19 protein-coding genes and 3 tRNA genes are annotated in these 24,438 nt (G+C 45.9%); 1 reads left to right on the forward strand and 21 read right to left on the reverse strand.

All coding sequences use genetic code 11. The features are described 5' to 3' along the window. Nucleotides 1–167: 167 nt before the first annotated feature. From ACFI32_RS01015 to ACFI32_RS01110, 20 genes are all read right to left on the reverse strand, one after another. On the reverse strand, nt 168–587 hold the full coding sequence (locus ACFI32_RS01015; RefSeq protein ID WP_462624627.1) for a type IV pilin protein: 420 nt from the start codon (nt 585–587) through the stop codon (nt 168–170). A 1-nt stretch (nt 588) separates the two neighbouring features. Next, entirely contained in the window at nt 589–1,131 is a 543-nt protein-coding gene (locus tag ACFI32_RS01020; protein WP_462624628.1) for a type IV pilin protein, read from the reverse strand. 18 nt (nt 1,132–1,149) lie between these two features. Continuing rightward, nucleotides 1,150–5,073, reverse strand: a complete 3,924-nt coding sequence (locus ACFI32_RS01025; RefSeq protein ID WP_462624629.1) for a pilus assembly protein — start codon at nt 5,071–5,073, stop codon at nt 1,150–1,152. A gap of 33 nt (nt 5,074–5,106) precedes the next feature. Beyond that, complete coding sequence (locus ACFI32_RS01030; RefSeq protein ID WP_462624630.1) at nt 5,107–5,967, reverse strand: pilus assembly protein PilX; 861 nt, start codon at nt 5,965–5,967, stop codon at nt 5,107–5,109. A 33-nt stretch (nt 5,968–6,000) separates the two neighbouring features. Then, nucleotides 6,001–6,981, reverse strand: a complete 981-nt coding sequence (locus ACFI32_RS01035; protein ID WP_462624631.1) for a PilW family protein — start codon at nt 6,979–6,981, stop codon at nt 6,001–6,003. Next, nucleotides 6,981–7,541 carry a type IV pilus modification protein PilV gene (gene pilV, locus ACFI32_RS01040; RefSeq protein WP_462624632.1) on the reverse strand — a complete coding sequence of 187 codons (561 nt, stop codon included), beginning with the start codon at nt 7,539–7,541 and terminating at the stop codon, nt 6,981–6,983. Before pilV ends, ACFI32_RS01035 begins: the two co-directional genes overlap by 1 nt. Continuing rightward, nucleotides 7,541–8,023, reverse strand: a complete 483-nt coding sequence (locus ACFI32_RS01045; RefSeq protein ID WP_462624633.1) for a pilus assembly FimT family protein — start codon at nt 8,021–8,023, stop codon at nt 7,541–7,543. The genes pilV and ACFI32_RS01045 overlap by 1 nt, the downstream gene beginning before the upstream one ends. Before the next feature lie 343 nt (nt 8,024–8,366). Continuing rightward, nucleotides 8,367–9,077 (reverse strand): ComF family protein, encoded by a 711-nt coding sequence (locus ACFI32_RS01050; RefSeq protein ID WP_462624634.1) that lies wholly within the window; start codon nt 9,075–9,077, stop codon nt 8,367–8,369. A 76-nt stretch (nt 9,078–9,153) separates the two neighbouring features. After that, the gene (locus tag ACFI32_RS01055) at nt 9,154–10,530 is read right to left on the reverse strand and encodes a phospholipase A (RefSeq protein ID WP_462624635.1); all 1,377 of its coding nucleotides are present in this window, start codon (nt 10,528–10,530) and stop codon (nt 9,154–9,156) included. Between the two features lie 249 nt (nt 10,531–10,779). After that, nucleotides 10,780–11,319, reverse strand: coding sequence for a DUF3465 domain-containing protein (locus ACFI32_RS01060; RefSeq protein ID WP_462624636.1), 540 nt, complete (start codon nt 11,317–11,319; stop codon nt 10,780–10,782). 129 nt (nt 11,320–11,448) lie between these two features. Next, nucleotides 11,449–13,755, reverse strand: coding sequence for a protein-disulfide reductase DsbD (gene dsbD / locus ACFI32_RS01065; protein ID WP_462624637.1), 2,307 nt, complete (start codon nt 13,753–13,755; stop codon nt 11,449–11,451). A gap of 200 nt (nt 13,756–13,955) precedes the next feature. Further along, the gene (gene gspG / locus ACFI32_RS01070) at nt 13,956–14,456 is read right to left on the reverse strand and encodes a type II secretion system major pseudopilin GspG (protein ID WP_462624638.1); all 501 of its coding nucleotides are present in this window, start codon (nt 14,454–14,456) and stop codon (nt 13,956–13,958) included. A 238-nt stretch (nt 14,457–14,694) separates the two neighbouring features. Then, nucleotides 14,695–15,897, reverse strand: a complete 1,203-nt coding sequence (gene gspF, locus ACFI32_RS01075; protein WP_462624639.1) for a type II secretion system inner membrane protein GspF — start codon at nt 15,895–15,897, stop codon at nt 14,695–14,697. Nucleotides 15,898–15,950: 53 nt separating this feature from the next. After that, the gene (locus ACFI32_RS01080; protein WP_462624640.1) at nt 15,951–16,859 is read right to left on the reverse strand and encodes a hypothetical protein; all 909 of its coding nucleotides are present in this window, start codon (nt 16,857–16,859) and stop codon (nt 15,951–15,953) included. A 265-nt stretch (nt 16,860–17,124) separates the two neighbouring features. Then, nucleotides 17,125–18,060, reverse strand: coding sequence for a helix-turn-helix transcriptional regulator (locus tag ACFI32_RS01085; protein ID WP_462624641.1), 936 nt, complete (start codon nt 18,058–18,060; stop codon nt 17,125–17,127). Between the two features lie 293 nt (nt 18,061–18,353). After that, nucleotides 18,354–18,429, reverse strand: a tRNA-His gene (locus tag ACFI32_RS01090). Nucleotides 18,430–18,468: 39 nt separating this feature from the next. Next, nucleotides 18,469–18,545 (reverse strand) — tRNA-Arg (locus ACFI32_RS01095). A gap of 93 nt (nt 18,546–18,638) precedes the next feature. Continuing rightward, nucleotides 18,639–18,715: transfer RNA gene (locus tag ACFI32_RS01100), tRNA-Pro, on the reverse strand. Between the two features lie 209 nt (nt 18,716–18,924). Continuing rightward, on the reverse strand, nt 18,925–20,403 hold the full coding sequence (locus ACFI32_RS01105) for a 5-methylcytosine restriction system specificity protein McrC (RefSeq protein WP_462624642.1): 1,479 nt from the start codon (nt 20,401–20,403) through the stop codon (nt 18,925–18,927). Next, a complete protein-coding gene (locus ACFI32_RS01110; RefSeq protein ID WP_462624643.1) occupies nt 20,403–21,809 on the reverse strand; it encodes an McrB family protein in 1,407 nt (468 codons plus the stop codon). The genes ACFI32_RS01105 and ACFI32_RS01110 overlap by 1 nt, the downstream gene beginning before the upstream one ends. 276 nt (nt 21,810–22,085) lie before the next feature. Between ACFI32_RS01110 and ACFI32_RS01115 the strand changes: the two genes are divergently transcribed. Continuing rightward, on the forward strand, nt 22,086–22,784 hold the full coding sequence (locus ACFI32_RS01115; RefSeq protein ID WP_462624644.1) for a DUF4442 domain-containing protein: 699 nt from the start codon (nt 22,086–22,088) through the stop codon (nt 22,782–22,784). Between the two features lie 57 nt (nt 22,785–22,841). Here the strand turns inward: ACFI32_RS01115 and gspE are convergent, their stop codons facing one another. Further along, nucleotides 22,842–24,374 (reverse strand): type II secretion system ATPase GspE, encoded by a 1,533-nt coding sequence (gene gspE / locus ACFI32_RS01120; RefSeq protein ID WP_462624645.1) that lies wholly within the window; start codon nt 24,372–24,374, stop codon nt 22,842–22,844. Nucleotides 24,375–24,438: the final 64 nt, after the last annotated feature.

The raw sequence follows: 24,438 nt of genomic DNA on the forward strand, positions 1-24,438 counted from the left end.
AACATTACGCAAAATATGAAACTAAATAGTTACTAATATTACAAAGTAGTTACTTAAAATTGTCAGTTCTTAACCTTGTAAGGACAAACCAGGTTTTAGCGTGACTATTTTTGTCAGTTTCCTCTGCAGTTCCTATCTACGGACAGACAAAACTTGACAGAAGTGCCTTACCTCCATTCATCTCCTACGCCACAAACATTATTTCGACATCTGATGCCTTGAAAGTTTAATGTCAGATTGCCATCGTTCGCCATTTGTTGATCAACCTTTGGCGTAGCTATTATCGTCCACGCTCTCGTTATCGGTTGTGGGGTGAAAGTTACTGTATATAGAGCGGCTCCTTGCTTTGGATAATCACCACCAAGTCCTGTTAGGGTATTAGCATTATAACTCCCTTGAGCTAGTTTGCGACTTTCGATCTGTATGGCAATATTTTGCATTTCACTCATCATGTCAGTACGTTTGGTCTCCATTACGTACCGCTGATAGTTGGGGTACGCAATTGCGGCAAGTATTCCGATAATACCCACTACAGTAACCATCTCAGCAAGGGTAAACCCGTGATTCCTACTACTAGCCTGCATCATGTTACCATCCTGTTTGTCCTATGCCGCAATCAGTAGATGTGGCTGTAACAGTTGTATCTTTACTTTTGCATTGAGTACCCGTGCTACTGGTCATTATAATACTGGCATCTTTGGTGATACCTGTATTGTTAGGTTCAGCCAACATACGCCAAGAGTTCCCTACAGTAGAATAGCTATTTGATGCAGATACTAGACTATTACCTGTATTACCATCTACAAGAGTAATTTTATAGCGATAGTTTGTGTTATCACTACCAGCCGGAGTATATATGGTCTTATTATCAGTTTCATCATAATCATAGCTTACGGCACCGATATTTGTTAGTTTTTTTGGTTTAAAGCCTTTATAGGTCAATGCTGTGGCACGCCATCGATTCAACTCTGTTTCTAGCTTCTTTAAATGAGCCTGTACTTGCGATTCACTGTTACGTACCACATACTGACGATATGATGGTATGGCAACCGCAGCTAGTACAGCTATTATAATAACTACGGTCATCAGCTCAATAAGGGTGAAACCTGACTGTCTTTGTATTATATTCATACTTATTCAATCACCTTATCATTCTACTTCGTACCATGTTCTTGGCTGTAAAGTGAAGCGTTCCTTGTGTATAAGCGCTGGTGCAGAGCCATCACTTAGGATTTGATCAGTTTGAGTTAGATTTTGTGCGTCATCAATTTGGCTATAGGTACTCTTATCACCAGTAAGTCCAAACTCCACTCTGTTCTCAGCACGCTCATTCAATGTTTGTGTACCAATAAGGAGTTTCTGGTTTGATAGCTTCGAGCTGCGTGGACCTAATGTCAGCTCCTGAATACCTTTACCTGCACGTACGAAACCTGCTGTTCCATTTTTAGATCTGGACTCTCTGCATATTCCATAAGGTAAGCAGTAAAGCTGACGTTCTGAACCACCAACGATTTGTGCAGTACAAGAATCTGTAGCACCATAGCTCATATCTGGATTGTAAACTGTAGTATACAAAAAACTATCGATAACTTCAGATTTCCCGATACCTTTGGTGTATCTAACATTGTCATAACCATCAAAGCGAGTTAATGGATAATACCATCCTTGATACTGTGCGGACTGCGTGGTTGTGCTCTGCATCTCGCTAATGGTCTTATCCTTCTGCCCATTGCTATATCCTGCTGATGAGGCAACACCCATCGCTATGGGTAGCTGGGCTAAGCTACTGTCAGTCAGGTCTACTATGCTATTGCTGCCACCAGTATAAAACCTATTATTAGGCTGAGTAACAGCATTATCTATAATACCGTATAGTCTATTAGCATGATTTGTGCTATCACGCATTTTAGACAGAGGCGAGCTACGATCACCAGAAATAGCATTAACCAGTGCAAACAAACTATTGGTCTTAGGGTTGCTATAAAAGCTCACAACTGGACGCTCATAAAAACGATAAGCATACTTACGCTCATCATTGGATGTATACGTATTTTTGAGTATACGAGTCACACCTACATTACTAAAGCTTGATTCAGGTGAGCTTTTTCCTGATGCTACTGGTTTGACGAAACCAGCGTTGGTAAAATCAGCACGGAATATCTGACCACCTAAGTCTGCGAAATAAATATGATCCATATAACCATCATTATTTCTGTCTAAAGTCGTTATACCAGCGACAACGCTGTTTTTCATCGCAGTAACCGTTTTTGTTGCGCCACTATCACCTGATGCAGACCAGATCAAGGCGCCTGTTTTGGCATTGATAATATATACTGCATTTCCTTTGGCAGAAGATTTATTAGAGCAAGCACCAAGTTCTACATCGGTAACACCAACTTGGAAATCTTCATTCTCGTAACACATATCATAGCCACCGCCGAATATTAAAACGTCGGTTCCCTCATCTGTATCACTGGTTGTAGTTTTAATTTTGGCTTTCGTCGGCTTCGACCATATTTGGCCCATACGGCTAAAGCCTGATGTGGATGGCGTAATGGTAAACATCATACCTGGGGCATTACTATCAGTAATGTCCACACCATAGAAAGCTTCACCGCCCATGCGCAGTCCACCATAAGCGAAAACCCCTCCACCTACAGTCACTCTGCTAGCATTTATGTTGTACTTGTAGTCAGCATCTACAAGCCAAGGCGCATCAATACCGAAGTTTGGGATACCGATTGCACCCTTCTTCTGATTTTTTATGAGCGCATCTGATTTGCTAGGATTTTTTAGCATCTCTCGAGGGATGATAACGAACTTTTCTTTCCCTCCATCATTAGCGTTACTATAGTTATCTGTGTTTACTAGATGCAGTCCACCTTCTGAGGAACCAAATAATACATAATCATCGCGGTTGTCGGTAACTCTACCTTCGGAATCAAGTTCAGCAGAATAGGAAACTGAAGCAGGTTTCGAATGTAGAGTTGCCCCAACGACTTTGATGGGCCCTGAAGCATTTTCAATACTAAGAGTCATTTCACTAACTTTTTTTGATGTATCAAGGACATCAAAACCTAAGAAGTTCAATAACTTTCTCAAAACTGCTTCAGAATAAGTTGCAGTATCTTTAAAATTGTTTGTGTCAGATAATATGGTGCCATCTAAAGTGAATTTTCCATTACTGTTGACGGATACTTTTCTTAAAACAGGTCTCTGATCATTTGAAGCGCTAAAGTCCTCTACATATAATGTTCTAACTGACTCAACCCCTGTATCGGGCGTATTCAACTGGGCATAAAACCCGCCTGACTCCACCTTATCATTCGCACCAACATAGTCTTTATCTGACCATAAGTCTTGTGTATTCTTATTTAGCTCTCCTGCGATATTTTTAAATAGTTTATTATTATCTTTTCCATATAAGGTACCTTCATTTAGGCTATATTTCTTCATATTACCTTCCCAAATAACCGCGTTATCAGCAACTTTGGGCTGTAAAATAGGATAATATGCAAATGCAAGCTGACTATCGGGACGATAAGGATCATCAGGCACACTGATAGTACCAGACGGGGTTGAAGGCAACGTTTGATTTAGATCGCTAACAAAAGTTGTAATACTCGTTACGACATCATCGGTAGACTGGGCAGAATAAAACCCACCTTCACCGAACCCGCCTACATTAGGTAACGAAGGATGTGACTTTTCTCCCCAGTTACAGGCATTCTTTGCATCTTTATTTGAGATTTTTTCACAATTATAAAACTCTCTTGTTTTTTGAGTTCCTTTTGAGTCTACATAAGATAACTTACGAATCACCCTATCCTTCTCTGGTTTATCAGCATCTGCATCTCTATCAACATCAAAGACTGAACCGAACCCTACTACTGCTGTCAAAATATCTAGATTCAATGGGTTTTGTGCTGGATTTCGCAACGCTCTAGCAAACGCACCTACTTGAGGCATACCGTTATTGTTTTCACTACCACTTGGCAGCGTATCTGATGGTATGCTAAATGTAGCACCTTTAGCTCCTAAAGCAACATCCATGAGCGCCTTAGGATTAGGAGCACTATTTGGATTGCCATCTGTCAAAAAGTATATACCTCTGCCATCACATGTCGCGGTAGAAGATGAGGATGACAATGGACTAATATAGTTACCATTGGTTTTAGAGCTAGATACAGAATCATCAAAGCCACTATAGGTAGAACTCGAAGAATAAAGCGTGTTTGTTCCTAACATATAGGCACCAGCTTCTGCATACGCGTTAGCCGTTGGTGTTCCATTTCTTCCTATTAAACCAGCCACTGCTGTTTTAATAGCATTTTTCTGAGTTTGGTCTAATAATGCAGCTGGTACTAAAATTTTGCCACTTCTGCCATCAGGATATTTATAGCTGTTAGAGCTGTTACTTTGCGTGGAGAACTGACCAATACCAATCTTTACTTTATCAGCATCTAACTTGTTACTGTCCATCAAAGTGAAGATAGCATCCTTGAGCCGCGTCAAACGGTCATATTCCTTAATATAATCTTTACTCTCTTTATAGGCGTAATAAACATTCTGATTGTTCGTGCTAATATATTGGAAATCATAAATTGAAGAGGGGCCATCACTTTTTGCATTGCAAACACTTGAACCATACGTGCTTGAACCCGATCCATCAGCCGCGCCACATCGATACCACTTATCACTTGAGGCTTGATAGCGATAAAAATAGGTTCTATTACTACTAGTACTAGATTGAGTTTTACAGTATCTTCTGGTGTACTGAGGGACGGTTGCTGATAGCTCTGTTTCTACTCCTTGAGAAGAGACTCCTGGGGGTAGATCACACGCACTTGTCGAATAACCAGCGTCCATACTACCTGATGTATCAAGCATCATGGTAATGATGACTTTGCCACCTTCAGCAGCTTTATAAATTTCTAGATCGCCAATTTGCTTTTTCGCTACATCTGCCTGTGCTACAGGTATTGAGATAACTGATGCCATCACAATAACCAAGTACTTTAGTTTCAAACCATTTCCTCGATCAGATGGCGTTGCCTTATTAAGTTGCTTCATAACGTCTATCCTTATATTAGGTAAGCAAATGCTCTACGGCTTGGTTGAAAGAGCACAAGATGATCCTTTACCTTTACCAAAGGGGATGCATACCGTAGATGAGGAGACGTTCTCTACATCTACTTGCTCATATAGCATTTTACTGGGTGTTTTAGCTTCTTTCATACAATCGTTCAATGAAATGCCATCTTTTTTTACATTAGCTTCAATACTGGTTTTTTCAAAGCAGTTATCACTATCCACTTTGGGTGCGCTATATGCTGGTAAGGCAGATGTTGCACGAAGATCAAATCGATATCTTTTACTGGTTTTATCTTGAATTTCTTTACCAATAACCACATGACTAAATGGATCAGCTCCTTGTATTGGTGTTGTTGTAACACTCATTTGGGTCATGACGGTTTGTCGAGCACTGGTATAGTCCTCTGCCTTCGTGTAATCACATGTCCCATTATTTGTGTTACTCCAATATTTTCCATCTTCTGTCAGTACCGTCGCATTAGTCGCGAAATATTTTTTTGTACGAGGATTAAAACAGTATATAAACTCATTTGTTGTGTTTTCTTCATTTAGTATAAAGTGACCAAATATGCCCGTAGCACTGATCACATCACGATGCTCAGTTCCGGGAGAGCCATCGCTATCATTTAACATCGACTCTAGTTTCTGATTGGCACTGTCTGATGACTGCAATATCACGGTGTTTATCTGATCACCTGTTGCCATTTTAAGATCAGTATTACTCTGCTTCACTGCTATTGCACCAGCCAACATAATAAGTACTAAAAACAAGAGTACCACTATCAATACTGCTCCCTGCTCAGTGCTGCGATATGTCAAGTCTATTTTGACACATTTGCTTTTTGAGTATAGTAAGTCGCGGTAGTTCATCATTTTAGTCTTCCTAGTAGAATCTTAATCTTATGGTCATAAGCCAGTACTCACGTTGACCACCCGTGCATTTCTCAATATAACTGTAGACTCATAGGTCATCCGTACTTGCTTGCTGCGGGTATTGTCTGTGTTCAAGTTATTACTTTCGCCTAATAGCTTAAAAGATGTTTGATCAGTACTGCCTATAGTAGGAGTGCTACCATGAACTATTATTCCAACTTTGAGTGCCATTATTGCAGGCTTAGTAGAACTTATCGCTAAATACGCACTACTGGGAAGATACATAACCTGTCCTGCGGTTGGTGCTGTTACTGACTGCGTGCCCAACAAAACTTTAAACTGATCCACATTTGGGATAAATTCTTGACCTGCTTGACCAAAGTTACGCTCATCTGATAATGGATTAATTAACTGTATCCCACCACCTGTAGCTACTCGCCCAGCATCACACGCTAGCACCAAGTCCTTAACATCAGTTGTACTACTATTATCACTTGAAACTCTCAAGAAATAACGTTCAATAACAATGTCGTTTACAGCAACAGTAGAGCCTTCGCAATCATTCATTGGATTGCCAGTAACGTTTATATACTGAATAGTCAATTGGTCACTAGCAACCTCTGTGTTAGAGATACCAGTCCAACCGTCTTCATCACCATTTTTGCTATCGCCTGCGCGCCTAGTTAAATAATCAGTATCGTCATAAGGCGTGACGTCAATATTGTTCCCTGTCAATACAACACCGCCATTGACTGTTGTATCGTTGATTTGCGTCGTAGGGTTTCCTAAATTTGCTATTCTTAGCTTCTGTTCTAGCTGTTGTAACCCAAATACTCCGGCCTCTTGTAATTCACTACCACTCTTTTGGATACTACTGGTTCGAACATTTATCAGGTATATCTGAATAACAGCAGCTGAAATGAGTAGGCCTAGCACCAATGAAATCATTAGCTCAATCAAAGTAAAACCTGCTTGATTGAAGTAGGTTAATGGGTACCTTCTCTTAGATATCATCAGTATGCCTCCATGATAAAACACTCAGCACTATTTTTATAAGTTCCATTGGCGTTGGCACAAGCCTTATCATTATCATTATCCAGATCAAGCGTCGTATCACCCCAACTGGCAACAAAGCATTGGCGCACTTGATTGTCTAATGTTCCTGGACACCCATTAGGTACTAAGCCTATAGATAATCCATTTGTAAGCGCATATGAATTCACTAATAAGCCATCTCGCGTAGCTAATTGAGCAATAGTGCAACTGTCCGTAGCAGTAGGCTCAGTAGTTGTATTTTTTATACAGCTATCTTTGGTTATAGCAACATCATCAACAGTTATTGTTGTAGCTGTTCCATTCACTGCCGTTTTGAAATTACTGATACTGTTTTGGTTTGTACGTAGCATTTCGGCTGCGCCTCTCATCACTGCAAGCGCGCGGGTACGCATCAAACTTTCATCTGTTGCTTGCACCGAAGTCATTTGCATAGCAGCAAACCCTAAAATAGCCACTGCCAACAATAATAATGCAACTAAAACTTCAATGAGGCCAAAACCTCTTTGATGCTGAATCATTAACAGTTCCCTCCCTGTTTATTACTAATATTGGCCAATGAGTTAATACTGATCTGCCTAGGTGCCACATTGGGATTACTATCACAAACAGTGTAAACTGCGGATGCATCTACTGATTTATTCGGTCGGAAAACGGTAGGGACCGTACCTTTTATTATACTCTTCACATCGTAACTGTAAGTTGATATGACTACACCATCATCTCCCCTAAGAACAACCATCTTTGGATTACTGTTTTCATCATAACTAAAAGATATATCGTTCCGTCTTATGATACTCTCTGCTTTAGCCTCTCTTAATATACTCTCAACCGTAGCTGCAGTTGATTTGACTCGCTGATTGGCAAGCTGAGTACTGATGTTCGGTGCAGCAATACCGACAACAATCGCAAGAATCGACATTGTCACCATCAATTCAACTAAGGTAAAACCCTGATGATATCTGTGGCATGAGCGCGATAAGTCGTATGTGGTTATATTCACATCAGTATCCTATTACAATAATATCTGATTGTATTTTATTTATAAATTATGCCAAAAAATCTGCTAAGACATTGAAAAAAAAGAATTTATCATAGTAATTATTGCAATTTTCATTCCACAATTATTAACTTAGATACCATCTAAATAGTCGTTTACCACTCTTAAATCTCTGATATATGTAGACATCAATCAATATTCTGATTGACTATGTCTCATTATTCTTATAATTTCAGGTATACAAAACCCAGTAACAATATCACTATGTTTAGTATACATAAAAATAGTGTTTAAGTCAGACTATAACGCTGATTGTTATCAAGAACGGTTGGACAATTAAAATAGATTAGCTCGAATGATGGCTACCATGTGCGAGCGCATAGGCGCTAATAGGGTGTTGCATCATTTCACGGCTTACAGAGGAGCTATTGGATAAAGAGGTATAGAAGGTATTGGCGAGCGCTTGCAAGCTAGCACCTGTGGTTGCGACGTCATCAAATAACAGTAGTTGCTTGGCAGGTGGCGGTGTGGTAAGCATAAAGGCATTATTGAGGTTGGTCAGACGTTCACTACGGCTTAGTCCTTGCTGACTGATGGTGTCATCGATACGCTGCACACCATACCAAAGCGGTATTTGCCAATGCTTGGAGAGATGGGCAGACAAAATAGTCACAGGATCAAAACCGCGCTTGATTAAACGCTTGTTGGTCGTTGGCATGGATATAATGACGCTGTTGTGCGCATGACAGCCTTTTGGACGCGGGAGTTGGCGCAGTACATGGATGAGTAAGGGCAGCTTGGTCAGGTCTTCGTGATGCTTGAATGCGGCGATTGCTTGGCGGATGGGATAATCGTAATAAGTGGCAGGCTGAATGGACAGCGCCTCACCTGATGCAGTATCTACATAAAAGGGCTGGGGCAGCCAAAATATGTACTGATGACAAGCCTCGCATAACCAGCAAACCTCAGTGTCCAGCAGAGCGCGCCAGCCAAGCATGGTTTGCTGGCGGCGCGCCATGCGGCAAAGCTGACAGCGACCATCTATATACGCTGTCAACCACAAACCTGTCTGATACGGAACAAACCGTGGTCGATACATAAGCGGCGATGATTGGTATTGGATTAATAAAAGCTTACAAGCCTTTCCAGTCGTTAAGCATCACGCCAACACCAATAGCGGTGTTTTCATGATTGTAATCAATGATAGACTCACCATAACCATGGAACACCTGTAAGTAGCCATTGACATTATTTGACAGCGGGTAGATATAGTCGATTTGCGCCGCGCCTTTATCTGTTTTGGTGTTGTAGCGCAGTGTACCACTCAGACTTTGCTCATTGGGCAAGTCATACAAGAAAGTCACGTCACCATAGCCCATGAAGTCCTCGATATCTGGGTTATCGTCTTTATCACTGTTGCTCTCTGTATTGATACGTGTCCATAAACGTGGCACGATGGCAAATTTGCCCCACTCTGCGCCGCCCATCACATACAGACGATTCCATGAGCGTGACAGAGGATCAGACTGACCATTTGAATGATGCGATGCGCCCACACCAAGCATGCGCAAACGGCCACCAAAAGGTAGGTTGGCTGTTACAGGCTGAGTGATAAAAATCTCAGGCTCATAGTCTGTGGCGCGAAACGGACGCGAGTTGTCCTCGTTATAGACCTGCCAGTGTGATTGCTGTGTATAGCCAAACCACATGTCCGCATTAGTATCGAATAGATCTTCGGCGACTTTGGTCTTGATAGACACTTGCAGTTTTAGCTCGGTACTGCGCATATCATTGGAGGTGAACTCGACGGCTTCTTGACTGGGCGTACTGGGATCACGATTGGGATCAACGCTATAAAACAGCGGCAGCAAATACATTGGGCGGTGCGGGCGGGCTGACCATGTACCACGCTCACTGTTTTTGTCCAAGTCATAAGCCAAGCTAAGTGGAGTATATTGTTCCACCTCACTTTTGGTTACGCCAATATCGGTGAGTATTTGTGTTTCATCTTTAGTGCTATCTGCTGATGTGGCGACTACAGGCTCACTTCCTTTATCGTTGTCACTCAGCGCAGCATTGGCTGTGCGTGTTGTACCATCAGCCAATACCACTTGTGGACTGCCTGTAAAGGTACTTTTGATGGTCTTTGCCAAATCTAGCGGCTGCTTGCTACCAGTATAGCTTGGGGTTTCTCCTTGCTGAGAAACTTTGTCAAAACAGGCCAATCGAGCTGCATCAGTTTGTACTTGCGTGCATTCAAAAAACAAGCGTGTTTTTTGCGCCACCACGTCGTCACTCACTAAACGATCTTCATCAATGGTGGTGTCAGGATTTTGTAGACGTGCATAAATGAGCTGCGGTGACTCGGTGTTTGAGGCTTCACTTTTCGCAGGTGCTGCTTGAGCAGTAACTGCAAAGCCACCAAACACCACGCTGATGGCGATACTCAAAGGCGTTGCGATACGCGGCGAATGGGCACGGCGGCGCGTGCTAATAGTAGGGGCAAACATGGCTGTCCTTTATCTGATTGGCATCGCGGCCGGCAGATTATCGATAGTGGCAATGATAGTAGCTGAAATGACAATCAACATGAAAAATACGAGGTATGTGCGAGTAAAAAACTGCGCAGGGTTATTGCACCAATTTTTAGGCATTGTTACTTAATTGTAATGAAAATAGCGCCACTATACTAGCTTTTTAGTGACTTAATATCTGCACTTAAAACTTGATATTTGACAAAAAACCTTTCTTAGAAAAAGTCATTCATAGCGTAGGCCGCCACTTTCAATCCAGCCGTGTTGATGCCGTGCTGCAGGATCATGGTGCGTCCAGTGTACCAAGCCGCCTTTATCGTTATATACATACTCACCGTAAAAACGAATGGGGGTACCCTTTGAGATGTTGGCCACGCGCGGTGCAATGTCGATATTGTGCACCAGTAGTAAGGTCTGCTCGGGGTGGGTGTTTGTGAGGGTAATTAAGATTTTTTGATGTCGACTGCCCGTATTGTCATCAGGAAGCGCCTTGATGATGGTACCACACCCCCAGACTTGGCGATCTGATTGCTGCTCCTGAAAAGCAGTAACAATAGCGTCATTTTGACAGCGAGGTGTAGTCGCCTGCTTGTTAGTTGCACTATAGTCAACGTAACTCGGTGCAATATTCATCGCCTCTGCTTCAGTCATCGCGGTATTATTATGACTCTTGCGGCTGTCTGAGGACGTATCACTATTGGGCTGACATGCAACAAGCAGCACAGATGCTGTCAGTATCCCAAACATAAAACTCTTAATCATCATGCCTCACCTTCCTTCATTAATAAACAACCCTATACTGCAATAAAAAATGAGCCAGTCACTTTATCAAAGTACTGACCCATATTAAACATTTTATCGATTCAAGCTTGTATTACCATCTGTGCACAGATGCTATTGGTTGAGCTGCGTCAACGTCTGCTCAAACTGATCACGGCCGATCTCGCCTACTTGCTGAGTGACCAACTGGCCGTTTTGATAATACAGCAAGGCTGGTGGTCCAAACAATTGATAACGTGCCAAAATGGCTTTTGATTCTGGCGTGGTATCAGTGATGTCCAAGCGCACCAACTGCCAATTTTGCATTTGGGCAGGACGGTTATGGAACAGGTTTTTGTCCATAATACGGCATTCGACGCACCAGTCAGCCGTCAAGTCTACCAACACATTGGGATTGGCAGCAGTAATGGCATCCAGCTGTGCCAAGGTGGTGATGTACTGGTCGGTAGTACGATTACCATCTGCCGACGCTGCCAGCATCGGCGCGGCGCTCAAAGATGCCAATGGATGCAAACTATCGTCATTGCCAAGTGCAGCACCGACCACTAAACAAGCCGCCCAAATACCTGCAATCAAACCTAACGCTTGGGTGAGCATGCGTCCGCGACCTATCCAGTGCCACGCCCATGTGGCCACGACCATAAACCAGACTGCCCATACCAGCAGCATCACAGGCGAGAAAAACACGCGCTCAATCAATAAGAGAGCGACAGCAAATAACAGCAGTGCAAAACCCTGCTTGACCCAGTCCATCCATAGACCTGCCTTGGGCATAATTTTGCCTTGTGTCGCTCCAATCAAAATCAGCGGCGCAGATAAACCAAAACCCAGCATAAACAGCGCGGCAAATCCAAGCAATGGATTACCAATGGTCGAAACGGCCAGCAGCGCGCCAAAGAGCGGTGCCGAGACACAAGGTGATACCACCAGTGCCGATAAAAAGCCAGCGATCAAGCTGCCGCCAGCGCTGCCCAACTTGCTGTCACCGGTTTGACTCAGTCCCTGCATCTTGCTACTGATGGCACGCGGTAGACGAATACTAAACAAGCCCAGCATATATAACGCCAGCAGTACAAAGACGATGGCAAAACTGATCAAAATAATTGGGTTTTGTAGCCAGCCAATGATACCCAATGACTCACCAAATACAGCGATTAGCGCGCCCAGCAGACCATAGGCAATCGCAACGCCAACAGCGTAACTGGTGGTCAAAATCACGCCTTTTTTGGCAGTTGGATGCTGCTGCCGTGCAACAATATTGGCCACAATCGGCAGCATTGGCAATACGCAAGGCGTCAATGCCAAACCGAGCCCAGCTAAAAATAACAGCGCTAAGGCCAACCACGGATGGGCGGCAAGGCCAAATGGATCTTGATCAACCAATGCGGCATTGTCTGGGCTGCCTGAAGCCACCTTGTTATTTACTGCATCAGCGCTGCTGATATTAGCGGCGGCCATGCTCGTGGTATTAGGGTCAGCGTTTGGGTCAAGCATGGCGCTATCAGCAATCTGATTTTCGGCTGCTGTTTGCATGGCCATCTCATCGTCTGTCAGATCAGTGCTGTCTTGGTCTTGCACCGCTGCGGTTGTTTCTGAGTCTGCCGCCGCGCTTATATCACTGGCACTCACATTTGCCGCATTTACCACATTGCTGCTTTGTTGAGGGTTCGCGGCTGCGCTGTTATTTGCTGTGTTATTGGCGGCAGGTGCTGCTGCATTATCGTTTTTGCTCGTAGCCGAAGCGCTGTTGGCAGTTGAGGCAGGCACGGGTTTTGATGTCGTGTCAGAAGTAACTTTTGGTGCTGTTGCTTTAGGGGCATCCGCTTTATTATTACCGCTACTGGTAGGTGCGGTACTGGCTGCAGGCGTTGCTGCAATACTAACGGTGGTATTGATGTTCTCAGGCGGATAGCATAGACCTGCTTTGGCGCAGCCTTGCCAGCCGATGGTCAACGCGGCATTGTCGATACGTTTGCCACTGCTACTGCTCAAGGTGGTAGTGGCGACCATGTTGGGTTGATCAAAAACGGGTACGCGGCCAAACTGAGGATCATCAATAGACTGCGGCGTTTGGCTAAAATTAAACGGTGTCGCCGTTACCCCCTCAGGCAACGTCAGCTTGATACGGTCTTTATAAACATAATGCCCAGATGTGATGTCAAAGTTGATGGCCAAGCGTGTGCCAGCAGTGACGGACTTGGTGCTGCTACTGACCTGAAAGGCTTCATCAACGGGCAAAAATTTTGACTGGCTGCTGCTTTGGTCATTGCCAAATAAGTCACCCAACCCTTCAGCATGACTGGGTGACGTGGGCAGCGCCAAAACAGAAGCGCCCATAATCACAAGCATTGCTAAAGACGACGGCTTTGCAGCGCGGGCTTGTGTTACAGAACGAGAAGATGCGAACGTCTGAATGGTCATGATGGGCTACCTTTGATTGCTAATATTCAGCCTATATACAGGGCTATGGCATCGCAGCGGTATAGGACGCCGCTATCAGGACAATAATAATCGCTAGAATGACAAAAAAGCGGGAGTAAAAAAACATCAACCAATACTTGTGATTGGTTGATGATGGCAATATGCGTGAGGATGAGCAAAACGGAGGTTACATAAGGCGCTTATAGCTGTGCGTAAAGGTCTGCATCTTGACCTTCGCCGCCTTGCTGACCGTCAGCGCCCAAAGAAAATAAGTCGTAAGGACGACCTTCGCTGCCTGGGGCCACGTATTGCAGCTCATTTTCCCAGCCGTCTGTGGGGTAGCCACCTTTGATATAACCGCCTTCAGGATAGTTTTTGGCGTCAGCGGGCGGCGTGGTCAAGGCATCGAGCCCTTGCGCTGTCGTTGGGTAACGTGAGTTATCCACTTTGTACATGTCCAATGCGTTGGAAACGGTAGACAGGGCCGTTTCTGTGGTTTTGACCCGAGCCTTATCACCTTGTCCCACCACTTTTGGCACCACCAGACCTGCCAAGAGCGCTAAAATGACGATGACCACCATAATCTCAATCAACGTAAAACCAGATTGACTAGAACGGAATGGTACTGCTGCCGAATCGGTTGTTGCAGGCGTGGTCGGTGTTGCGGACAGTGTCAATGGGCTGTTATTGCGTGTTGTCATAATACCTATCATCATTGTTAAAGGTGAATGCTTAAATGGCTCAAATGAATGTCACTATAGACCATGATTTTGCATTTATCTACCATTGCACATCGATTATTATGCAGCATTAAACCACATTGGTAGTCTTTAGTTGGCTATCATTTGCCATCTGTCCTATCGCCTAATCTCACAGTGTACTGAGGTACCACTACGCGATTGTTGTTGCTTTATTAGTGATTGGTTATAGCCACGACCACTAGCCCGCCAAATCATTCATATTCACAATCGGTAGCATCACTGCCATCACGATGATCATCACCACCACACCCATCAATACCAACATCAGCGGCTCAAGCAGCGATAATAAAGTGCTGATAAAGTTGGTCGCCTCAGCCTCTTGCATGTTGGCGGCGCGGCTGAGCATGTTTTCAAGCTCACCTGAATTTTCGCCACTTTTGATCATTTGTACCATCATCGGCGGAAAATAAGGCGACTTCTCCAACTGACTGGACAAACTGGCACCCTCGGTGACCCGATCGGCAGCGCTTAAGATGGTTTGCTGAATATGTAGGTTGGTGGTCACTGCCGCGCCAATGTGTAGCGCCTCAATCAGCGGCACTCCTGAGCGTACCAATATCGACAGCGTACTGGCAAAGCGCGCCGCATTCAGACCTTTAGACAAACGCGCCAAAATTGGCAGCTTGAGTACCGTGCTGTCAATGGTCAACTTGCCCGCTTGGGTTTGGGCAAAACGGTAGAACAAAAACGCGCCAGCCGCTAGTACCAGTAGCATCAACCACCACCACTGCGTAATGGTGTTGGACATGACCAGCACCACTTGGGTAATCCAGGGCAGCGCTTGGTCTGACTGCTCAAAGACTTTGACAATTTTGGGCACCACAAAGCTCATCAGCCCCATAATAACAGCAATGGCCATGAGCATCAGCACGATCGGATAGACCATCGCCCCTTGGATTTTCTTTTGTAGCGCAAAGCGGTTTTCGGTGTAGTCAGCCAGCTGATTTAGGATCAAATCCAAATGACCTGACTTTTCACCAGCAGCAATAGTGGCAATATATAGTGGCGGAAAGCTGGCGGCTTGCTGCAGTGCCCGCGCCAGACTCAAGCCCTCTAACACATGCGAGCGCACCGCCAGCATGAGCGATTTGATGTGGGTTTTTGGTGATTGCTTGGCGACCGCAGATAAGGTCTCTTCAAGCGGAATACCCGCAGCCAGCAACACTGACATCTGGCGGGTCAGCAGTGCCAGCTCATAGGCAGAAGGTTTTCTGTAACGGCTACTCGTGCGACCCACTTGGTCGTTGACCGCGCTAACCTCCATCGGTGTCCACTGCTTATCACGCAGTAGCTGGCGTACTTGACGCGCCGAGTCCCCTTCCAGCAGTCCTTTTTGCACCGCGCCATGATCATCAAGCGCTTTGTAGTGATAAGCGGTCATAGCAGCCTATATCCTCAGGTCAATCTCATCGATAAAGGGAGGTCATTCGCCATTTAAAACAGCGGCGTAGAATCACTGCTATCAGGCATGATGCCTTGTAACAACAACACGTCCAAATGCTGCTGCTGTAATTTTTTATCAAAATCATTGACCTCAGCGATGAGCATTTTTTCAATACGCTTGTCTGTTGCATAAACGCTCAAGCGCGCACAAATCACGGCCAACTGATAAATACGTTTTTTACAATAGCCATCTAAACCTTGCAGCAAGCGCACCATATATGGCGTCTCAAGGCTGGCATAATCATAGTTGCTGACGACTTGGGTGCCAAGGGCGGTCACACCGTAGCTCACTGACAGATGGGCGCAGTAATAGCACCCAAACAAATAGCCCACCACATGACCAATATAATAACCGCGATCATAGGTGAAGCTACTCACCCCGAAGTGTCCCAGTACATAACTGGTCAGACTGTGTTGATCCTGAACCGGCTTTGGGTGTTTGAGCTTGCCGACGGTGGGCAGTTGCAACGGGTTGTGGCCATCTTGGGTCATAAACTGCCAACCTGCTGGCTGCTGCGCAGGCATATGATGCACGATATCAGCGATGATGTCATCGACCACATGCAGCTGCTGCCATAAACGCTCAAGCGGTGCGGTATCGATCAAGCCGCGCTTATCAAGCTGCTGCGACAACTGATACTGCTGATACTCAGCAAACTGTGTTTTTAGCGTTTGTACCAGATAAGTGGGTCGGGTACTGCTTGAAGCGGCATACAGCTGGCGCGTGCGCTCGTGCTGAGCGCGGTAGAGCGCCAAGCGATGCTCAGCAATGCTCGGTTCGCTTGCTTCAGTGGTATGAAGCACAAACGGCGCTGTAAATAACGCGATCAGCTCGGCTTTGCTGATGTCTGAAAGCGTGCTCGTCATAGCAGTAGGTGTCAAGGTCGGTTGGGTCATCATATACCATCACCAGCAGAGAATAAATGTCGTCTGAGCGCGAATAATGATCAGACAATTTACCATTATATAGTATCTGAAGGCATCTGAGTTGTCAGCTTTACTGTCACCAAAATCACGATCGGTGCTTGACAGACAAACAAAAAAATAGCGCTAAAGACTTGTTTATCTTTAACGCTGCGTGAGTACAAAGCTGGTTTTATAAACTCTATTGGCTGTCTTCTGTCTTATAGGTATTGGTATCGGGTATGACTAATCTTATATGGGGCTAAGCAATGCGCTTGTTTTGATACTGCTGGCGATAAGCCTTGGGTGAGACGCCATATACTCGCTTGAAAGCTTGGCTAAACGTCGAATCTGAGGCATAACCTACCAGCTCGCTGATGCGACTGATACTGTTTTGTTGCAGACGCAAATAGCGCGCCGCCAAACGCAGCCGATAATCAATCAAATAGGTTAGCGGCGGCATACCAACCGTGTCTTTAAAACGCTGGGCAAAGCTTGAACGTGACATACCGGCCACCTCAGCCAGCTTATGAATCGTCCAATTTTGATCGGGGGCATCATGCATGACCGTCAATGCCTTGGCCAGATATGGGTCTTTCATTGCTTGTAACCAGTTGTCTGTGGCTTCAGGCAGACTTTCAATATAGGTACGCAAACACTCAATCATCATGATGCTTGCCCAATGATTGATCACCGCTGTTCTACCCATACGATCGTAGCTTGACTCTAGTCTCAATAGCTTAAAACCCACATCCAGCACCTCAAATCGGCTTTCTGGCTGATCTTCATGCTCAGGCAATATTGATGGCAATACTGATAATAATGGTCTGATCATCTCTTTATCATAGCGGCATTCAATCAAAATCAAGCACGAATCATATACCTTACTGTCATTAAGGTTGACAATATGGCTGGTGGCGCTTAATAATCTGTCATCTAGTGGCTGGGCATCGTTGCCGTGGTGATCTAGGGCATAGCAGACATGCTGGTAAGCATTGGGAATCATGATCATATCGCCAGCATGCGCTTTGCGCGAATTGTTACCAACGTTGATACAAAAACTGCCTGACATCACAAGATAAAATAAGATAGTGTCTTTTCTGGTGATAGAATAAGACCAGTTGCCCGCACCATTTAAGCTATAGTATTTGGTATCGCATAAATGCACGTTTTCCAATAGCATGCTCAGTGCATCCATTACTCAATTCCTCAACAAGGTGACGCAAATAAACCAAGCCTAGAAACATAAACCACCTACTAGACACGATACAAGCTAAATCGCTGATTATGGACTACAGTTAAAAAGATACATACGCTAAACACATCTTAACAGACTCCAAACTGTCTGTGAATATTGGTTTTTTATCCACACTTTCATAAAATTTAGACACAAAAAAATTGCCTTATAGGCAAGTATCATTGAAATTTTGTAGGATATAAAAAGAAAGTAAGATAATTATCAGAGAATGATAAAAGAAAGAGATAATAAATTGGGGCGACTGATGGGACTCGAACCCACGACAACCGAGATCACAACCCGGGGCTCTACCAACTGAGCTACAACCGCCATAATTACTGCCAAGGAAGGCAAAAAGTGCAGGCTAAATGGTGCGCCTGGCAGGGCTCGAACCTGCGACCACCTACTTAGAAGGCAGGTGCTCTATCCAACTGAGCTACAGGCGCTCTTATGGGCTTTTTATATAAAATATCTGGTCTATTATATCATAAACCAAACGATTATACATAAAAAAAAGCCTGTAAGGCTCTTGTAATAGATGGTCGGAGTGATAGGATTCGAACCTACGACCCTCTGGTCCCAAACCAGATGCGCTACCAAACTGCGCCACACTCCGATGTACTCTATCGTCTCGATAATTTGTTGATTAACGCGTTGTTGGCGATGCCGCTAACTGGTTAATGTTCCTCGCTATCGAGGTGCACATATTAATGCGTAATCCTTATTCTGTCAACACCTATTTTTAATTATTTTATAAATTTGGCGTTTTTTACGAGATTTTCTTATTTCGGGCAGGTGAAGGCCCAATAATGTACTCTACAGTAGTCATGAACCCACTTGATTGAGCGTACCTGTTAAGACATTAAATGGCATCAACCATAGCGCTGCTTGCAGCTTGTCAGTGCGCGTAGTGGCTGATTGCAAGGCAATGGGCGGCGCTTTTTTATCTAGGGTTGGATAAACCAGCCATGCAGCAGCGGCTTGATATGCCTGCGCATAGCTGATCAACTGATAAATATCACTGGCGCTGATGGCCGTTGGTCGCGGCAAATGCTTCCATTTGAGATCAATCACATGGCTACAGTGACGGCGCGCAGCTGGTACCATACCGTCGAGCGGTGTATCACCGCGCTGCGGCACTTTATAGATCACGACATCAGGCTGGACAGACAAATAGGTCTGCCCTGCATCATCTTGTAGCCACACATCACGCGGCTGATATACGGGGTCATAGCAGTGCGGTGCATCGACATTCGCCTCAAACTGCGCTGCAATACGCAGGCTGGCCCACTGCTCAAATGCTTGGTTCATATCGATTAACATACACAGCTGCAAGGGCTGTTTGTGATTGTTCATTGATAGCGCAGGCGGTGCAATACCATTACCTGTAGGCACGTGCGGTCGCTGCATTTGTAGCAACCAATAGGCCATATCAAGCAGTTGCTCAGCAGCTTGCTTTTGCTGTCCCACCAAAGGCTGAGCATGTAGCTGATGTTTGGCACGAGCATAGGTATCATCAAGACGCTGATACTCATGGAGGGTCAGCACAGATAAATGGTGCCAGCGTGCCAAATGCGTGGCCATCAGTGCTGTGTGTGCCGATGACAACAACAGCGGTGTGAGTAATACCAAGGCCGTCTTCATCATCCGATTGCTGAGCATGTCCGTACTGCGCTGATTGATTTCGCAGACAAATTTATGCGGCTGATGTGCGTGTTGCTGAAGCTGCTGCTTGATGAGCAGCTTGCCTTGCACTGTGCCCTGCTGCTGAGTTTGTGACACGTAATGCTCGGCTGGCCGATAGTGAATCAGGTACTGCAAAAACTGCTCAGCCAACCACTGAGACAACGGCGGCGTATGCTGAGACCACGGCGTCAGTGGCCGACTCAGCTGATGAAAATGCGTGTTGTGTGGCGCTTTACTGGCATGTTGCATCAAATCACTGAGCATGTGCTGCACCCAGTGGCGAGTTTGCAAAATGTCTGTGTGGCTTCGATGGGCAGTCTGCGCCGTACCTGCTACGGGCTTGGGCAGGATCTCAAGTGCGATGCCGCTTGGCAGCATGATGATACCGATATAGTGCCCGACTTTCAGCTGCCACTGACCGCGCTGGTATTTGCTGGTAAATACTGGCAACTCTTTTGTCAGTAGCCACGTAAAATCAGTCGCCTGCGCAAAGTCATGACAGGATAAACGCTGATGCTCAAACACGCTCATGATACCGCGCTCGGTGGTACTGTCTTTTTGCTCTAAAAAGGTGGGCGCGGTGGCTGTGTGCATTACCTGCATGTTCAGTTGAACCATCAGTATAAGCGCTGATAGACGGTTGGCTCAGTAAAGACGCCCGTACCTGAAAGCAGGTCAATATTTATCACATAGCCGCCCATATTTTGTCCAAACATCGCCGTCTGCGGCAACAAGGATGACTGGTCGGCAAAGCTCGGCTGGCCATGTGTTGGCCGCTGCTGAGCATGACTATCCTGCACAAACTGCTGCTCCGCAGGCTGCTGCTCATCACAAAACAAATACTGCAATACGGCCACTTGCCCACTGGACGCTTGTGCCAACTGCGGAATGACTTGCGTCACCAACACGCGCCGTAGCTGCGTCAGACTCTGTACAGACATAAAAAACGCATGTCCGAGCTGCATCTCAACGCCAAGTATCTGAGCGATACGGTGATTGAGACCAGCCAGTAGCTTGCCCAAATCGATATCACTTCCTTGTGCCACCTTATCTGCTACATCAACCGTCAATATGGGCAGCAGCTCAGGTCGCGGCGGACACTCAACAAAGGCAAAGCGGCGACGTAGCGCCATATCCAGCGGCGCTAGTGAATGATCTTGGGTATTCATGGTGGCATAAATATCAACATTGGCGGGCACGCTAAAGGCACGGCTGGAATAAGCCAGCTGTACCTGCATGGCATTGGGCTGTTCTGCTCGTTTGTCAGGCTCAATCAGGCTCAGCAGCTCACCAAACACCCGTGACACATTGGCGCGATTAATTTCATCAATCAGCATGGCATAGCGCTGGGCAGGGTCTTTGGCGGCGCGCTGGCACAGCTGCAAAAAAGCCCCATCTTGGATACCATAGCGCAGTGCGCCCTCTGTACCACTTTGCTTATCGCCTGCCTTATCATTAACGATAGGGCGAATGCCTTCAACAAATTCTTCATAACCATAGGCTTGATGAAAGCTGACCATGCTATAGCGCTGGTACTGTAGTGGCTGGTGTGAGCGCTGGGCGTGGCGTAACTCGATCAGCTGCTCGGCAAGCTCGGTCAGTAACTCATGGCTCTCAGGCAGCAAGTACCAGGCGCCACTTTCGTCTTTATCAAAATAGGCTTGATTGGCGCGCTTGCTGTACTCGACGGTTTGTGAGTCACGGGCGCTGTGCATTTGGAGCACAGACCATGCCGTGTTACTTAAATTTTTGTCACGCTCGTTGTGCGCCGCTTTGGCCACAAAAAAGTCATGCGCAAGTATTTCAGGGACACGCACCAACTCCTGCTGCAAGTCTAAGAATATCAGACAAATCACCTCGCGCCAGCTCAAGTTTTGTAGTACCTGTTTTAGTATGACGTCGGGATCATAAATAGGCAACTGGTCGGTATATTGCGCCGCGATCTGTAGCAGCTGATAAGTTTTACCCGTGCCAGCCACACCAGTGTAAATCACATTTGTCGGAGAAGTCGGCATATCAGGCATAAAACACTCAGTAGTGATATTCAGTAATAGCAAAAGGCACAAAAAAGTGGCTGCCCATAATCATGCAACCGTCAGGCAACTCAGGCGCTTTTTTGAGCGGATGTGGGCGCGACATCATGAACCGCTGCATCTATGATAATGATGACAATATAGCGCTGCTTAATGCTAACATAGATGATTCACTCAGTTTTATTGCCATTGTTTTTTCTAAAATACCAATAACTATCATCGAGTTAGCATCATATAACGGATATTATTTCACTTAAGGAAAGTCGTATGTCAGGTCTATTGAGCAAGCTGCCCATCAAACGCAATACCAATACCAATGTAGACAGTATTGAGAATACTGATAGCACCCGTAACGCTGATACCGAAAGCCATATTTACGAGACCACCGCATTCAAGCCTGTCAGCAACCGCTTGACCAAAATGCTGGCCGTGACCAAATACCTGCCTGCCAGCACCCGCGCAAGTCTACTGTCCAAAACCTTTGGCAAAATCGTGCCCTATGTTGGCACCACTGGCCTATATTACGAGACCGTTGAGCCAAATCAAGTGGTGGTGAGCTTAGATAATAACAAAAACATACGCAACCACATTGGCTCAATCCACGCCGTCGCTGTTACCTTGCTTGCTGAGACTGCCACAGGCTTTATTCTGGGCGTCAACCTACCCGCCGATCGGATACTACTGATCAAATCGTATTCGGTGGATTTTTATCGTCCGCTACAAAAAGGACAGGTAGCAGCCGTCGCCACCCTATCTGATGAGCAGCGCTTAGAGATTATCAATACCCCAAAAGGTGAAATGGTGATTCCGTGCGTGATTGAGGATCGCGATTCAGACAGTGAGCGCGCACCGATCACCGTGGAGATGACGTGGGCATGGATTCCTAAAGCCGAACTGGATGCACGCCGCGCGGGCAATCAATCAAAGCAAATCACCAATACATCAACTGATACTGCAGACGCTTAACGATCGGTTTTCATGATCATCAGTGAGCCATCATAAATGAACCGTTAGCTGTAGCGCTTAATCGATCAGCATATCCTCTGTCGCTGCGCTCTCTTTGGTCACGCGCAGCACCTCTTCCAACGTGGTGCTGCCTGCGATGACTTTGCGCAAACCATCAGCGCGAATGGAAGGTGTTTTTTGCCGCGCATAGCTTTCTAGCTCGTATTCTGCGGCGTTGCCATGAATCATACGCCGCAGCGCATCATCAACAGGCACGACCTCATATATCGCGGTACGACCCTTAAAGCCAGACTGATTGCATTTGTCACAGCCAACCGGTTTGGGCAGCTTGATCGACGCTGCTCCAGCATGATTATTGATGCCAATTTCATCAAACAGTTTGGCCTGCTCGCTGTCCGCTACCTGCCACGTGTGACAATGGCTGCATAAAGTTCTGACCAGTCGCTGCGCCACCACACCGATCAGCGATGACGACAATAAAAACGGCTCTACGCCCATGTCTTGCAAACGTGTGACCGCACCGATGGCAGTGTTGGTGTGCAAGGTAGAGAGCACCAAATGCCCAGTCAATGAGGCTTGGACGGCAATCTCTGCGGTCTCAAGGTCACGAATCTCACCGACCATCACCACATCCGGATCTTGACGCAGCATGGCGCGCAGGCTTTTGGCAAAGGTCATATCGACTTTGTTATTAACCTGCGTTTGTCCGATACCATCAAGCTGGAATTCGATCGGATCTTCAGCGGTTAAGATATTGCGGGTTTGGTCGTTGAGATCAGTAAGCGCTGCATAAAGGGTGGTGGTTTTACCCGAACCGGTCGGCCCTGTCACCAAGATGATGCCATGCGGACGATGAATCAGACGTTTCAGTTCACGGTAATCATTGTCCGACAAGCCAAGATAGGTCATGTTGAGGTGTCCCGCTTGCTTATCGAGTAGACGCATTACCACACGCTCGCCAAAGCTGGAGGGCAAGGTAGACACCCGCACATCGACCTCACGCCCTGCCAAGCGCAAGCTGATGCGCCCATCTTGCGGCACGCGCTTTTCGGCAATATCAAGCTTGGCCATAACTTTGATACGTGACACCAATAACGAGGCCAGTTGCCGCTTAGGGCTGATGATTTCTTTGAGTTCACCATCGACACGAAAACGCACCACCAAGCGCCGCTCAAAGGTTTCAATATGAATATCAGAGGCATTTAGGCGAATGGCTTCAGAGAGCAGCGCGTTAATCAGACGAATGATGGGCGCATCATCCTGACTGTCCATCAAGTCTTCGGTTTCGGGGACGCTATCGGCCAAGCTGTCCAAATCGGGATGGTCTTCAAGACCAGCAGCAATATGCTGCGACTCACCCGTGTTGCCTGCGTAAGCCGCGGCCATGCGCTTCTCAAACGTCTCGCTACTGATGCTCTCATAGTTTGGGATGCCGCGCGCGCCTTGTTGCTGCAAAAAACGTACGGTTTCATTGATCGCAGATAATGGCGTAGCCTTGGTCAGGATAATGGTCGGCGGCTGGGTCATATCAGGCGACGGTATAACCAAAAGCTGATGACGCTTGGCAAAGCTATAGGGCAACTGCATCATAAACACCACCTGATGAATAATAAGAATAAAAAATAACAGTAAAAAGGGCGCACGGTTAAATGGT

The organism is Psychrobacter sp. PSi21 (assembly GCF_054960615.1).